The sequence below is a fragment of the Amycolatopsis sp. NPDC006131 genome, from assembly GCF_040614175.1.
Taxonomy (GTDB): Bacteria; Actinomycetota; Actinomycetes; order Mycobacteriales; family Pseudonocardiaceae; genus Amycolatopsis_E; species Amycolatopsis_E tucumanensis.
On the sequence record NZ_JBEXTX010000072.1, the window covers coordinates 13,452 to 27,755 of the forward strand.

General features: G+C 72.6%; 13 protein-coding genes. 6 read left to right on the forward strand and 7 right to left on the reverse strand.

Annotated features, from left to right (window positions below; genetic code table 11):
* The first annotated feature begins 52 nt into the window (after positions 1 to 52).
* On the forward strand, positions 53 to 646 hold the full coding sequence (locus tag ABZ215_RS29520) for a class I SAM-dependent methyltransferase (protein ID WP_354953235.1): 594 nt from the start codon (positions 53 to 55) through the stop codon (positions 644 to 646).
* Here ABZ215_RS29520 and ABZ215_RS29525 read toward each other — a convergent pair.
* Positions 634 to 909 carry a DUF2277 domain-containing protein gene (locus tag ABZ215_RS29525; protein ID WP_017987717.1) on the reverse strand — a complete coding sequence of 92 codons (276 nt, stop codon included), beginning with the start codon at positions 907 to 909 and terminating at the stop codon, positions 634 to 636. The genes ABZ215_RS29520 and ABZ215_RS29525 overlap by 13 nt on opposite strands.
* 71 nt (positions 910 to 980) lie before the next feature.
* Here ABZ215_RS29525 and ABZ215_RS29530 point away from each other — a divergent pair, with 71 nt between their 5' ends.
* Together ABZ215_RS29530 and ABZ215_RS29535 are read left to right on the forward strand one after the other, a co-directional pair.
* Positions 981 to 2,201: an amidase gene (locus tag ABZ215_RS29530; protein ID WP_354953237.1), complete on the forward strand. Its 1,221-nt coding sequence runs from the start codon at positions 981 to 983 to the stop codon at positions 2,199 to 2,201.
* Entirely contained in the window at positions 2,198 to 3,364 is a 1,167-nt protein-coding gene (locus ABZ215_RS29535; RefSeq protein ID WP_354953239.1) for an acyl-CoA dehydrogenase family protein, read from the forward strand. Before ABZ215_RS29530 ends, ABZ215_RS29535 begins: the two co-directional genes overlap by 4 nt.
* Positions 3,365 to 3,664: 300 nt before the next feature.
* On the opposite strand, the gene ABZ215_RS29540 is transcribed toward ABZ215_RS29535, so the two are convergent.
* Genes ABZ215_RS29540 through ABZ215_RS29555 form a run of 4 tightly spaced genes read right to left on the reverse strand, consistent with a single transcriptional unit; the run spans position 3,665 to position 7,704 of the window.
* The gene (locus ABZ215_RS29540) at positions 3,665 to 4,555 is read right to left on the reverse strand and encodes a PfkB family carbohydrate kinase (protein ID WP_354953241.1); all 891 of its coding nucleotides are present in this window, start codon (positions 4,553 to 4,555) and stop codon (positions 3,665 to 3,667) included.
* On the reverse strand, positions 4,552 to 5,994 hold the full coding sequence (locus ABZ215_RS29545; protein ID WP_020420783.1) for a cytosine permease: 1,443 nt from the start codon (positions 5,992 to 5,994) through the stop codon (positions 4,552 to 4,554). The genes ABZ215_RS29540 and ABZ215_RS29545 overlap by 4 nt, the downstream gene beginning before the upstream one ends.
* Position 5,995: 1 nt before the next feature.
* Positions 5,996 to 6,991, reverse strand: a complete 996-nt coding sequence (locus tag ABZ215_RS29550) for an ADP-ribosylglycohydrolase family protein (protein WP_354953243.1) — start codon at positions 6,989 to 6,991, stop codon at positions 5,996 to 5,998.
* The gene (locus tag ABZ215_RS29555; protein WP_354953245.1) at positions 6,988 to 7,704 is read right to left on the reverse strand and encodes a GntR family transcriptional regulator; all 717 of its coding nucleotides are present in this window, start codon (positions 7,702 to 7,704) and stop codon (positions 6,988 to 6,990) included. The genes ABZ215_RS29550 and ABZ215_RS29555 overlap by 4 nt, the downstream gene beginning before the upstream one ends.
* Positions 7,705 to 7,792: 88 nt before the next feature.
* Between ABZ215_RS29555 and ABZ215_RS29560 the strand changes: the two genes are divergently transcribed.
* On the forward strand, positions 7,793 to 8,659 hold the full coding sequence (locus tag ABZ215_RS29560) for an SGNH/GDSL hydrolase family protein (protein ID WP_354953247.1): 867 nt from the start codon (positions 7,793 to 7,795) through the stop codon (positions 8,657 to 8,659).
* Here the strand turns inward: ABZ215_RS29560 and ABZ215_RS29565 are convergent.
* The gene (locus ABZ215_RS29565; RefSeq protein WP_020420779.1) at positions 8,648 to 9,094 is read right to left on the reverse strand and encodes an ATP-binding protein; all 447 of its coding nucleotides are present in this window, start codon (positions 9,092 to 9,094) and stop codon (positions 8,648 to 8,650) included. The two genes, ABZ215_RS29560 and ABZ215_RS29565, sit on opposite strands and share 12 nt — an antisense overlap.
* A 188-nt stretch (positions 9,095 to 9,282) precedes the next feature.
* Between ABZ215_RS29565 and ABZ215_RS29570 the strand changes: the two genes are divergently transcribed.
* Positions 9,283 to 10,572: a hypothetical protein gene (locus ABZ215_RS29570; protein ID WP_354953249.1), complete on the forward strand. Its 1,290-nt coding sequence runs from the start codon at positions 9,283 to 9,285 to the stop codon at positions 10,570 to 10,572.
* Between the two features lie 9 nt (positions 10,573 to 10,581).
* Positions 10,582 to 11,073 (forward strand): DinB family protein, encoded by a 492-nt coding sequence (locus ABZ215_RS29575; protein ID WP_354953251.1) that lies wholly within the window; start codon positions 10,582 to 10,584, stop codon positions 11,071 to 11,073.
* Between the two features lie 541 nt (positions 11,074 to 11,614).
* Here the strand turns inward: ABZ215_RS29575 and ABZ215_RS29580 are convergent.
* Positions 11,615 to 14,239 carry a valine--tRNA ligase gene (locus ABZ215_RS29580; RefSeq protein ID WP_354953253.1) on the reverse strand — a complete coding sequence of 875 codons (2,625 nt, stop codon included), beginning with the start codon at positions 14,237 to 14,239 and terminating at the stop codon, positions 11,615 to 11,617.
* Positions 14,240 to 14,304: the final 65 nt, after the last annotated feature.

Sequence of the window (14,304 nt, forward strand, 5' to 3'; positions counted from 1 at the left end):
GGTTGACTACCCGGCCGAGTCTACTTTCGCGGGTACTGGCAGGTTGGGCTGCATGCCGTTCGACCACAACCACGCCTACCACCGGTTGCTGCTGCGGCACGTGCCCGCCGGGGCGCGCACCGCGCTGGACGTGGGGTGCGGCGCGGGACGGTTCACCCGGAAGCTGGCCGCGGCAGGTATGTCGGTCGAGGGGATCGACCCGTCCGCGGAGGTCATCGCCGCGGCGCGGGCGCTCGGCCCCGGCATCACGTACCGGAACGAGGACGTCACGACGGCGGAGCTGGGCCGCTACGACTTCATCTCGTGCCTGGCCTCGCTGCACCACGTGCCGTTCGAGACGGTGACGAAGCTGCGGGCGGCCCTCAACCCCGGCGGGGTGCTGGCGGTGCTCGGGCTGGCCAAGCCGCGCTCGCTCGCGGACTGGGCGATGTGGGGCCTGCTCGCGCCGCCGGTCAACCTGGCGGCGCGCCTGGTCGTGGCGGCGGGCGAGCACCTCAACGGCGGCCCGGACCCGGTCGCGAAGGCGCCGGTGCGCGACTGGGACACGACGATGACGCAGGTGCGACGCGACTCGGCGCGGCTGCTGCCCGGATCGAGCGTGCGGCCGCTGCTGTTCTTCCGCTACCTGCTGCTCTACCGCGCCTGACGCGCGGCGATTCGCGCGCGCACCTCGGGCCGCCGCAGCGGGGGGACCGTCGTCGGTGGCTGTCGGCGCGCGGGCAGCTCGCCGAGCAGCCGCGTGGTGATCTCGGCGATCTCCGCGACCGCCCGTTCGAACGGCTCGCGCGTGGCGTCGGACAGGGTCTGCACCCCGGTCACCTTGCGCACGTACTGGCGCGCGGCGGCCTCGATCTCCTCCGCCGTCGCCGACGGCTCCAGCCCGCGGAGCACCGTGATGTTTCGGCACATGTGGCCGAGACTACGCGCGCCGCGCCCTCGACGGGGTCACACTGATCGGGCAAGCTCTCGGGAAAGTCCCCGTGCACGAGGAGGTGTGCGCGCTGTCGACCGACTTCGGCGCCTACGTCGAGCGCTTTCCCCACCCGGAAACCGGAATCCCCTTCGCGGTCAAGGACTTCCTCGACGTGGCGGGCCAGACGACGCGCAACGGCACGCCCGGGCTGGGGCACCACCTCGCGGCCGAGGACGCCGAAGTGGTCGCCCGGCTGCGCGCCGCCGGTTACGTCCCTGTCGCTCGCACCACGGTGCCGGAACTGGCGTGGTCGGTTCGCACGCCCGGCTGCCGCAACCCGTGGGCGCCGGACCGGGACGCGGGCGGGTCGAGCGGCGGCTCGGCGGTCGCGGTCGCCACCGGGGACGTGCCGGTCGCACTGGGCACCGACACCGGAGGCTCGATCCGCATCCCGGCCGCGCTGTGCGGGGTCGCCGGGCTGCGGCCGACGCACGGCACCGTGCCGGTGCGCGGGGTGACTCCGCTCGTGCCGTCGATGGACACCGTCGGGCCGATCGCGCGGACCGCGGCGGACTGCCTCACCGTGCACCGGATCCTGGCCGGCGACGGTGAACCCGCGCCGGACACGGTCGAGGGTCTGCGCCTGGGCTGGCCGGAGCACCTGTGGCGCGGCAAGATCGACCCCGCGGTGCTGGAGGTGGTCGAGTCGGCCGCAGGCACCCTCCGCGCGGCCGGCGTGGAGATCGTGCCGGTCGAGCTGCCGCTGGGCGCCCGGCACGCGCGCTCGGCCGGGTTCACGACCATGCTGTACGAGTCCGCCCAGCAGTGGTGGCAGGCCTACTCCGACGACCCGTCCGGCCTGCGTGGCCGGGCCATCGGGCAGCTCAAGGCGGGCATCGAGGTGAGCCGGGACGACTACGACGTCGCCCGCGCCCGCGCCGTCGAGATCGCCGGCGAGGTGGACGCGGTGTTCACCGAGGTCGACGCCCTGTTGATGCCCACCCTGCCGGTCACCGCCGCGCCCGCCGACACCGACACGGTCGAGCTCGGCGGGCGAGCGGAGTCACTCGAGAACGCCTACTACCGGCTGACCGCACTAGCCTCCGTCAGCGGGCATCCCGCGCTGACGGTCCCGGCCGGGCTGACCGGCGCCGGTCTCCCGGCCGGCGCCCAGCTCGTCGGGCGACGGCGGCAGGAAGCCCTGCTCTGCCTGCTCGGCGGAGTGATCGAAGCCGGTCCACCCGCCCGCGCCCTGGCGCGGGCCCGCACAGGAAGAACGCCGTCATGACGAAGCCCGACCCCCGTGACCTGCTCGGCATCCGCGACCTGCTGAACGAGGAGGAGCGCGAGATCGCGGACACGGTGCGGACCTTCGTCCGCAAGGAGGTCGCCGACCACGCCGGCCAGTGGTTCGAGGACGCGACCTTCCCGAGGCACCTGGTCGGGCAGCTCGGCGAGATGGGCCTGCTCGGCATGCACCTCACCGGGTACGGCTGCGCGGGCACCAGCGCCACCGCGTACGGCCTGGCGTGCCTGGAGCTGGAGGCGGGCGACAGCGGGCTGCGCAGCTTCGTGTCCGTGCAGGGCTCGCTGGCGATGTTCCCGATCTGGAAGTACGGCTCGGACGAGCAGAAGGACCGCTGGCTGCCGGCCATGGCGCGCGGCGAGGCGATCGGCTGCTTCGGCCTCACCGAGCCCGACCGCGGGTCCGACCCCGGCGACATGCGCACGTTCGCCAAGCGCGACGGCGGCGACTGGATCCTCAACGGGTCCAAGATGTGGATCACCAACGGCACCCTCGCCGACGTCGCCGTGGTGTGGGCGCGCACCGACGAGGGCGTGCGCGGGTTCGTGGTGCCGACGGACACGCCGGGGTTCACCGCGCGGGAGATCAAGCACAAGCTGTCGCTGCGGATGTCCGCGACGGCCGAGCTGTCGTTCGACGACCTGCGCCTGCCCGGCGACGCGGTGCTGCCCGGCGTGACCGGGCTGAAGGGGCCGCTGTCCTGCCTGTCCGAGGCGCGGTTCGGCATCCTGTTCGGCGCGCTCGGCGCGGCCCGCACCTGCTACGAAGCCGCACTCGACTACGCGACGACGCGTGAGCAGTTCGGCCGCCCGATCGGCGGGTTCCAGCTGACGCAGCAGAAGCTCGTCGGGATGGCGCTGGAGCTGAACAAGGGCATGCTGCTCGCGGTGCACCTCGGGCGCCGCAAGGACGCCGGCGAGTTGCCGCCCGAGCTGGTCAGCTTCGGCAAGCTGAACAACGTGCGCACCGCGATCGACATCGCCCGCACGGCGCGCACGATCCTGGCCGCGAACGGGATCAGCCTGGAGTACCCGGTGCTGCGGCACGCGAACAACCTGGAGAGCGTGCTGACGTACGAGGGCACGGAGGAGATCCACACGCTCGTGCTCGGGCAGCTGCTGACCGGGCAGAGCGCCTACCGCTGAGCCGGCGCGGCCCGGCCGGCGAGCGCGTCGGGCTCGCGCAGAGCGCCTTATCGTGCCGCCGGCCCGACACGAGAAGGCGCGTGGTCCCCGGTGGACGCCAAGGAACTCTCCTCGGGCCGAGCGCCGTTCCCCGGCGCGGCAGCCACCCGCAAGCCCGGGCACCGCGTCCGGCGGGGCGCGGTACTCGGCCTGGCGCGAGAATGCCCACGGTCCCCGCCGGGCAGAGCGCCTACCGCTGAGCCGACGCCGCACGGCCGGAGCGCGCGTCGGGCTTGCCGGCCGGGCCTGAGTGGCGCAGCCCTACCGCTGAGCCGCCAGGAACTCGTCGATCTCCTGGCGGCCGGGGGCGGTGGCGGGGCCGGGGCGGAGCACGGCCATCGCGGCGGCTGCGTTCGCCCGACGAGCCGCCACAACAAGGTCCGCCCCTGCGAGCAGCTCCGCAGCGAGCACGCCGCAATGCGCGTCCCCAGCGCCGTTGGTGTCCACGGGCTCCACCGGGAAACCCGGGATCGTCCGCACGTCGCCGTCCACGGACAGCAGGCAACCGGCTGGGCCGTCGCGGACGACGACCGTTCCGCCGAGCGACGACGCGGCCTCCGTCAGCGAGTCCTTTCCGGACAGTGCGCGGGCCTCCGCGGCGTTGCAGCTCAGGATGTCCACGTGCGGCAGCACGAGGTCCAGCGGCAGGTCGGCGGCGAGCGGGCCGGGGTCGAGCAGCACCCGCGCCGGCACGGTCGGCAGCCACGCCACCAGCGCCGCGCGGTTCGGCGCGTGCGCCAGCGAGTACCCGCTGACGTACACCAGGTCGTCCGCCGCCACCGGCACGTCGTCCAGCCGGCCCGGCGCCAGCAACCCCTCGGCGCCGGTCCCGGTCACGAACGTCCGCTCACCACCGGCATCGACCAGCACCACGCACACCCCGGTGTCCACATCGGACAGCGGAGCCTGCGCCACCGCGATTCCCTCCGCCGCCAGCGCCGCCCGGACCGCGTCCCCGAACCGGCCCGCGCCGTGCGCGCCGGCGTAGACCACCTCGGCGCCGGAGCGGGCCGCCGCGGCCATCACGTTGAACCCGCCACCGGGAGTCAGATCCATCCCGTCCGCGAGCACGTCACCGCCGCGCCGCGGCAGGTCCGGCACCCGCAGCACCAGGTCGACGATCACCTGGCCGGTGTGGACGAGCCTGCTCACTTCGACGCCGTCCGCGCGCCGCCGAGCAGCCCGTACAGGCCGCCGGCCACGACGAGCGTGATCAGCCAGCCCAGCCCGTTCTGCCCCGGCCAGGTGTTCGCGAACGGCCCGGTGAACCACACGTCCTCGCCGGTGCCCGCGGTGGTGAACAGGTACCCGGTGACGATGCCCGCGGCCCAGGCCAGCAGCGCGCGCGGCTCGATCCCGGCCCGGTACCAGTACACGCTGGTGCGGCGCAGGTCCATCAGCCCGGCCGGGTCGTAGTGCCTGCGGCGCAGCATGTCCACGCCGAACACGCCGACCCACGCGGTGATCGGCACCGCGAGCAGGCTGATGAACGCGATGAACGGCCCGTAGAAGTTGTCCGCGACGAGCATGAAGTACGCGGCACCGGCGAAGGTGACGATCACGTCGACCACCACCGCGTACACCCGCTTGATCCGGATGCCCAGCGTCAAGGTGGTCAGCCCCGCGGAGTACACCGACAGGTGGTTGGACAGCAGAAGCCCGCCGAACGCGGCCAGCAGGTACGGGACCGCCATCCACGCGGGCAGCATCGACCGGATCGCGGCGACCGGGTCGTCCGCCTGTGCCAGCGTGGGGTCGCCCGCGGAGAGCAGGCTGCCCAGGCCGATGAGGAGCACCAGCGGGATCCCCGCGCCCGCGGCGGCGGACAGCACGAGCGACCCGTTCCGCACCGCGGGCGACTGGTAGCGGGACATGTCGGCGGAGGCGTTCGCCCAGCCGATGCCGGTGCCCGCCGCGATCGTCCCGACCCCGGCGATCATCGCGCCGACCGACGCCGGCTCGGCGGCGCCGACCGCGCTCCAGTCGATGGTCGCGACCAGGTTCACGGCGACGACGATGTTGAGCGCGCCGAAGATCCACGTCGCCCAGCGCTGCACGGCGACCAGCACCGCGTGCCCGAGCCCGGACACCACCACGGTGCAGACGACGAACACCGCGATGCACACGATGGTCAGCACCGGCGCGGCTTTCGCGTCCGAGGCGGTGCCGAACACGATGGCGCACAAGGACAACAGGGCGAACGCGGCGGTCGTGGTGTTGACCGTCTCCCAGCCCAGCCGCGACAGCAGCGACACCACGGTCGGCCCGGCGTTGCCGTGCACGCCGAACACCGCGCGGGACAACGTCAGGCCGGGCGCTCCCCCGCGCCGCCCGGCGATCGACACCGCGCCGACGATCGCGAACGAGCCGACCGACCCGATCACCGCGACGATCGCGGCCTGCCAGAACGTCAGCCCCTGGATCGCGACCAGCGTCGCGCCGAGCGGCAGACCGAGGATGGAGATGTTCGCGGCGAACCACACCCAGAACAGCTGCCCCGGCCTGCCGGTGCGTTCGGCCTCGGGGACCGGTTCGATGCCGCGGGTCTCCAGTGCACCCGCGCGGGACTCGACAGCGGTGTCAGTCGCCATGTCACTTCCTTCCACGAATTTCCAGCAGCCCGTCGACGACGGGGCCGAGGTCCAGCCGGTTGACCGCGAGGACGGTGCCGACCGGTCCGGCGGGCAGTCCGGCGAAGCCGTGCTGCGCGCCGAGGATCGCGCCGCACATCGCGGCGACGGTGTCGGTGTCGCCGCCCAGTCCGGCGGCGAGGGTGAGTGCGTCGGCGGGCCGGTCGCCCAGCGCCTGCGCCAGCGCGATCGCCGCGACCACCGATTCCTGCGCCGCGACCGAGGTGCCGATCACCTGGTAGACGGCGTCGGCGAGGGTCGCCGAGTCCATTCCGGACACCCAGCCGCGGGCCCAGCGGATGCGGGCCGCGATGTCGCCGCCCGCGCTCCAGGCGCCGCGGCCGGCACCGGCGGCGGCCGCCGCTTCGGCGTGGTCGAGCGCTTCGGGCAGCGACGCGCCGTCCACTCCCGCGGACACGGCTGCCGCGACGGCCGCGGCCGCGGCGATGCCGAGGCTGGAGTTGTGCGTGACGAGGCTGGCTTCGGTGACGGCGTCGAGCAGGCAGTCCAGCTCCGGCGGAGTCGCGATCGCCACCGGCGTGATGCGCATGGCGGCGCCGTTCGTGCTGCCACCGCGCCCGGCCTCGGCCGGGTCCGCGCCCGACTGGAGCAGGTCCAGCGCACGCTTCGTGGACGGGCCGAGCAGGTCGGCCGAGCCGCGCCGGATCATGTCGGCTTCCCAGTCGAGCAGGGCGCGGGCGAACACCAGCGGGTCGATCCGGCCATCGCCGTCGATGAGCAGCCGCGCCAGCAACAGGGCCTGTTCGGTGTCGTCGGTGATGGACCCGGCCGGCATGCCGGGCGCGATCGGCTGGTCGGCGACTGCGTCCACGAGCGTGTCGATCCGCCCGTAGCGGCGGGTGATCTCGGTTCGCGACATCGACTGCGTCGGCATGCCCAGCGCGTCGCCGACGGCGAGCCCGGCGAACGCGCCGAGCGCCCGGTCCCGCGCGCTCACCGGCGGCCGAACGTGAGGTGGAACTGGAACCGCGCCGGGTCCAGGAGGCTGACGACGTGCTCGACGAGACCGCCCGCCGCGTCGGTGCTCGTGCGGACCGCGCGGAGGAACAGCGTGCCTGCCGGACGCTCCAGCAGCGCCGCGGTCTCCGGAGTCAGCGCCTCGGTGCCGATCCACTGATCACCGCCTTCCGCGCGCAGGCCGGCGTCGGCGAGCGTCGCGGTCAGCGAACCGCGCACCAGGCCCCGCTCCGGCAGCCCGGCGAGCGCGCCGGTGCCCGGGACGAGCGCGACCTCCAGCGACACCGGACCGGCGGCCTGGTCGCGGCGCAACCGGCGGATCGAGACGAACGACTCGACCCCGAAGCGCTCGGCGAGTGCGTCGTCGCGCACCTGCTCGATCGCCAGCAGGTCGGTGGTGATCTCGAACCCGGACCGGGCGAGCGCGGTGGCCCAGCCGACGGTCTGGTCCAGCTCGACGCCGTCGAAGGTGACGAACGAACCGACGCCGCTCTCCGTCGCGATCAGTTCGCGCCGCTGCAGTTCGGACAGGGCGCTGCGGACCGTGCCCCGGCTCACCTGGTACCGCTGCGCCAGCTGGTGCTCCCCGGGCAGCCGCTCGCCGCGCGCCAGCCGGCCCGACCGGATCTGCTCGGCGAGATCGGAGACCAGGCGGTGCCGCTTGGAAAAGCCGACCTGTTCAGTCCTGTCCATACCTGTACATTACCCCGGACAGGTGACGGAACGCGAGCCCACCCGAATGGCGGCGGCAGGCTGACCCGCGCGGAGCTATGAACTACCCATGCGCCGCAGCATGTTCGTCCTCCTGGTCGCCGCCTGCACGTTGCTCGCCTCGACGCTCACCGCGTCCGCCCAACCCCGCTACCGGCACTACGTCGCGCTCGGCGACTCCTACACGGCGGGCCCGCTGATCCCGCTGCAGCGCCTGGACCCCGTCGGCTGCCTCCGCTCGACCGGGAACTACCCGTCGCTGCTGGCGATCACCTTGCGGGTCGGCTCGTTCACCGACGTCTCGTGCAGCGGCGCGGACACCCACGACATGGTCGCCCCGCAGGATGTGATCCTCGGCCCGAACCCGCCGCAGCTGGACGCCCTGCGCCCGGACACCGACCTGGTCACGCTCGGCATCGGCGGCAACGACTACGGCGTCTTCGGCACGATCATCGGCACCTGCCCGGGCCTGCGCGCCTCCGATCCCACCGGCAACCCTTGCGAGCGCCACTTCACGGTCGACGGCGTCGACACGATCAAGGCGCGGCTGCCACAGACGCAGGCGAACGTCACCGCGGTGCTGGGCGAGATCCACGACCGCGCGCCGCAGGCCGAGGTGCTGGTGATCGGCTACCCGCGCATCGCGCCGCCGTCGGGCACCTGCCCGGACGTGCTGCCCTTCGCCGACGGCGACTACCCCTGGCTCAACAGCGTGGAGGAAGAACTCAACGCGGCGCTGGCGAAGGCGGTCGCCGACGACGGTGATTCGTCCTATGTGGACACCTTCGGACCGTCACTGGGCCACGACGCGTGCGCCCCGCCGGGGCAGGCGTGGATCAACGGCAAGGACCTCAAGCCGTGGGCCGCGAACTACCACCCGTTCTTCATCGGCATGCAGGGCGTCGCCGCGGTGACGTACGCGCACCTACGCGATTGACCGCGCGAACCCGAGGTGGTTCGGCAGCTGCCAGGTCATCGACACCGTGGTGCCCTCGTCGGTCGCCATGACCTCGACGTGCCCGGCCAGCCCGCGGATGAGCCGGAGCCCGCGGCCGTCGGACATCGAGCGGCCCGGCGGCGGTGTCTTCCAGCGGCCGCGATCGATGACGGTGACGGCGATCAGGTCGTGGTCCCGGCTCGCGTGCAGTTCGACCGGACCGTCCGTGCCCTCCGGGTAGGCGTGGGTCACCGAGTTCGTCAGCGCCTCGTAGCCGGCGAGACCGATCGCGTGCGCGAGGTGACCCGGGAGGTCGAGGTCCTGCGCCCAGCGCACGAGCTCGTACCGCAGCGCCGTGATGTCACGGGGCGAAGCGGGCCAGCGGCAGTGCAGGCTGGTCTCGGTGCACCCCGACGGCCTGGGAGTCCTGTCCATCGGTCTTCCCCACTCGAGCACCTACAGGTTCGTCCATCTTCACACCTCCGAGTGAACCGCTGAAGGGTCCTTGTGCCCTTCCCTGGCAATTGCACTGATTTGCCGTTTCCAACGCCGACCGGTGGCGGAACCATTCGCGCCGCACCCCCGTCACAGCTCCGGCTCGATGATCAACTGGGAGTGGTGACGTGTCGTACAGGGTGACGGGTGTTCTGGCGGCGGCTTGCGCGGTCGTGGTGCTCGCCGGCTGTGGTTCCGACGGCGGGCACCCAGCCGCGCCGCCCGTGTCCAGCAGCGCCGCGCCGTCCGCGCCGCGGGAACCGCTTCCCGCCGAGTTCGACGCCGCCCGCGGCTGGTCGATCAGCGCCGAGCAGGACGTCGAGTTCGCGCGCCCGACCGGCGCGCCGGAAGCCCGCCTGTTCCTGGTGCGGGCGAGCGGTCCGGACGGGGTGCACGTGGTCGCGCACGACGCCGTCACCGGGGCGGTCCGGTGGCGCAGCCTGCCGGTGCCGGAGCCCGAGGGCGACCTCGACTCCACCGTGTTCGTGACCAGTGACGGCGGCCGCGAGTACGCGGTGCTGGCCACCACCAGCACGGGCGCGGACAACGGCGTCGACAAGCCCGCGCGGAGCACGCACCTCTACGTGTACGGCACGGACTCGTCGGGCACGGCGGTCACGCCGGAGCGGGAGGTCAGCCTGCCCGTCACGTCCGGCGACTACTGGGCGCAGACCGACGGCCGGGTGTTCCTGGAGCACGGGGACACGGTGACCGTGGTGCGCGTCGCGGACGGCAGCATGACCAGCTACCCGGAGGACGACGCCGGGCTGCGCCCGCCGAAGGAGTGCCCGCACGCCATCGGGTCGTGCACCGACAGGATGGCCGTGGTGGCGGCGACCGCGAGCGGGCCGCTGGTGCAGGGCTTCCAGTCGTTCTGGGTGCCGGGTGCGTGGATCAGCGACGACGTCAAGCCGGCCGGCGCGAGCTCGAACGAGGGCTTCCGCAACGTCGAGGTGGTCGGTTCCCCCGACGGGCAGTCGGTCCTCGCCGGCTGGCCGACCGAGGACCCCACGGAGTGGTTGTGGGCACTGCACGACGGCGCGACCGGACAGGTCCGCGGCTCGGTGAAGTGCGACCTCGACGGCGGCACCGCCCACGGTCCGTCCGGTCTCGAACCGGTGGTGTCCGGCGATCACCTGCTCGCCGGCTACGTCGCGTTCGACCTGTCGACCGGGCAGGGCCAGTGCTTCGCGGAGACCCCGGACCGGCGTGCGATCGACCTGACGGCGGTCGGCGGGGACACCGCCTACGGCACGGCGGGCAGCGACGACACGCCGGTCAGCGTGTCCCTGAGCACCGGCACGGCGACTCCGCTGCCCGACGGCACCAAGGTCCCGGACGGCGTCGCGGCCGGCTCGGCGTACCTGGGCACGGCCACCGACGGCGGCGAGAGCATCCTCGTCTACCCGCCCGCCTAGAGTGAGCCGATGACTCGGGGTGATCTACGACCGCCCAGCCTGAACGCGGACGAGAAGACAACGCTCGTGGCCTTCCTCGATTACCTGCGGGAAGCGATCATCGGGAAGGCGCACGGCGTGCCGGACGAGGCCGCGCGCACCGCGGGCGTCCCGTCCGGCACGAGCCTGCTGCGGCTCGTGAAGCACCTGATAGCGGTCGAGCACAACTGGTTCGTGTGGGCGTACGCGGGCGAAGAGGTCGAGCTGTGGGACGACGAGGCGTTCCCCGGCCCGGCGGACACCGCCGAAACGCTGTTCGCCGAGTACCGCGCCATGGTCGAGCGCTGCAACGCGATCATCGCCGCCTGCCCGGATCTGGACCGCCCTGGCGCGCGATCGCTGCGGGAGACCGACCCGCCCTCGATGCGCTGGGTGCTCGTGCACATGATCGAGGAGACCGCGCGGCACGCCGGGCACGCCGACATTCTGCGTGAACAGATCGACGGCTCGGTGGGCCGCTGACCACTCCGCGCGGCGCGGGAACCAGCGCCTCGGTGAGTGTCCTGCCATGCCGGGATTTCGTCTTCCCGCACGGCGCCAACCAGTCCCCGGCGGGCTGGGACAGGCTGACCACGATCCTCACCGCTGGCGGTCACCGCTGCGCCACGCCGGATCTCCCGACCGGCCACCCCGAGTGGGGCGCGGCCGATTACGTGCGGGCCATCCGGCGACAGGTTCCCGCGGAGTTCGACGCCGGGTTGGCGGTTCGCCACCTCGCCTGGATCGGGGCTGCGGTGCCGGACTCCACCTTCATCCTGCCCACGCTGGACCGCACCCTCCGGTCGCCGGAATCCTCGACAGCATCACCTGAACCCACGACCGGACGCCACCCCAGCCCCAGGAACCCGCCACCGCTGGACACGCCCTGCCACCACCGAACCCGCGACCGGGCGTCGTCACGGCTCGCGATCCGACGGCCCGTTCGCGGAAGTGGCCCCGAGCTCGGCACCGTGGGCCGGCAGCGGCGCCGGGACGGGCGCGAAGCCCGTCCCGGACCGCGTGATCAGGCCGTGGGCAGCGAGGCCAGCCGCGCGGTGAGCCGCTCGATGTCGGCTGCCGCCGCGTCCCGGCGCACCTTGATCTTCTCGACCACGTCGGCGGGCGCCTTGTCCAGGAACGCCTGGTTGCCGAGCTTGCCCTCGGTCTGCTTGAGCTCCTTCTGCGCCGCGGCCAGGTCCTTCTCCAGCCGCTTGCGCTCGGCCGCCACGTCGACCGCACCGGACAGGTCCAGCTCGACGTGCACGTTCCCGCTCGACAGGCTCACCTCGACCGAGGCGGACGCCGTGAAACCGTCCTCCGGGGCGGTCAGCCTCGCCAGTGCGCGCACCGCTTCCTCGTGCGCCGACACGTCCGCGAAGCCCGCGCCGTTGACGCGCGCCGCGACGCGCTGGCCGGGCTTGAGGCCCTGGTCCGACCGGAACCGGCGGATCTCGGTGATCAGCTTCTGCACGTCGGCGATGCGGGCGTCGGCCGCCGCGTCGGCGTAGGAGGCGTCCGCCTTCGGCCAGTCGGCGATGACGATCGACTCGCCGCCGGTGAGCGCCTGCCACAGCTTCTCGGTGATGAACGGGATCACCGGGTGCAGCAGCCGCAGCACGGTGTCGAACACGTGCCCCAGCACCGCGCGAGTGCTGTCGGCCCGCTCACCGGCGATCTGGACCTTCGCCAGCTCCAGGTACCAGTCGCACAGCTCGTCCCAGGTGAAGTGGTAGAGCCGGTCGACGGCCTTGGCGAACTGGAAGTCCTCCAGCAGTTCGTCCACTTCGGACACCGTGGCGGCGAGGCGGCCGAGGATCCAGCGGTCGGCCTCGGTCAGCTCCGCGGCCGGCGGCAGCGGCGTCGCCACGGTCGCGCCGTTCATCAACGCGAACTTGGTGGCGTTCCACAGCTTCGTGCAGAAGTTGCGCGACCCCGCGGCCCACTCCTCGGCCAGCGCCATGTCCGAACCGGGGTTCGCGCCGCGGGCCAGGGTGAACCGGGTGGCGTCCGCGCCGTAGCTGTCCATCCAGTCGAGCGGGTCGATGACGTTGCCGCGTGACTTCGACATCTTCTTGCCGTACTGGTCGCGGATCAGGCCGTGCAGGTAGACGTGGTCGAACGGCTGGACACCGTCAGCGCCGTGCAGGCCGAACATCATCATCCGGGCGACCCAGAAGAACAGGATGTCGTAGCCGGTGGACAGGACGCTGGTCGGGTAGAACTTCGCCAGGTCCGGCGTCTTCTCCGGCCAGCCGAGCGTGGACAGCGGCCACAGGCCCGAGGAGAACCAGGTGTCCAGGACGTCCGGGTCCTGCGTCCACCCCTCACCGGACGGCGGCTGCTCGTCCGGCCCGACGCACACCGTCTCGCCGTTCGGCCCGTACCAGACCGGAATGCGGTGGCCCCACCACAACTGGCGCGAAATCGTCCAGTCGTGCATGTTGTCGACCCAGTCGAAGTAGCGCTTCTCCAGCTCCGGCGGGTGGATCTTGGTGCGGCCGTCGCGGACCGCGTCGCCTGCCGCACGGGCCAGCGGCTCGACCTTGACCCACCACTGCAGCGACAGCCGCGGCTCGACGACCGTGTCGCACCGCGAGCAGTGCCCGACGGCGTGCAGGTACGGGCGCTTCTCCGCGACGATCCGGCCCTGCTCGCGCAGCGCCGCGACGATCGCCGGGCGCGCCTCGAACCGGTCGAGACCCTGGAACGGGCCGGGCACGGTGATCGTGGCGCGCTCGTCCATGATCGTCGGCATCGGCAGGTCGTGGCGGCGGCCGATCTCGAAGTCGTTCGGGTCGTGCGCCGGGGTGACCTTGACGGCGCCGGTGCCGAACTCGGGATCGACGTGCTCGTCGGCGATGATCGGGATGCGGCGGCCGGTCAGCGGCAGCTCGACCTCGGTGCCGACCAGGTGCTTGTACCGCTCGTCGTCCGGGTGGACGGCGACCGCGGTGTCACCCAGCATCGTCTCGGCGCGCGTGGTGGCCACGACGATCGAGTTCTCGCCGTCGCCGTAACGAATCGAGACGAGCTCGCCCTCGTCCTCGGAGTGTTCGACCTCGATGTCCGACAGAGCGGTGAGGCAGCGCGGGCACCAGTTGATGATGCGCTCGGCGCGGTAGATGAGGCCGTCGTCGTAGAGGCGCTTGAACATGGTCTGGACGGCGCGGGACAGGCCCTCGTCCATGGTGAAGCGCTCGCGCGACCAGTCGACGCCGTCGCCGAGGCGGCGCATCTGGCCGAGGATCTTGCCGCCGTACTCGGCCTTCCACTCCCAGACGCGCTCGACGAACTTCTCGCGACCGAGGTCGTGGCGCGACTTGCCGGACTTGGCCAGCTCGCGTTCGACGACGTTCTGGGTCGCGATGCCGGCGTGGTCCATGCCCGGCAGCCAGAGGACCTCGTAGCCCTGCATCCGGCGGCGGCGCGTCATCACGTCCATCAGGGTGTGGTTGAGCGCGTGCCCCATGTGCAGGCTGCCGGTCACGTTCGGCGGCGGCAGCACGATGGTGAACGGAGGCTTGTCCGACCCGGCCTCGGCCGTGAAGTAGCCCGCGTCTACCCACCGCTGGTAGAGGGCGGCTTCTTCGTCGGCCGGGTTCCACGCGGCCGGGAGGGCGGGCTGCTGGTCAGGGGCGTTCTCCGTCACAACCGGTAAGTGTACGAACCTGCTAATCAGCGCCGCATCCGCGTCTCCTCCGGGGCCGGTAACGA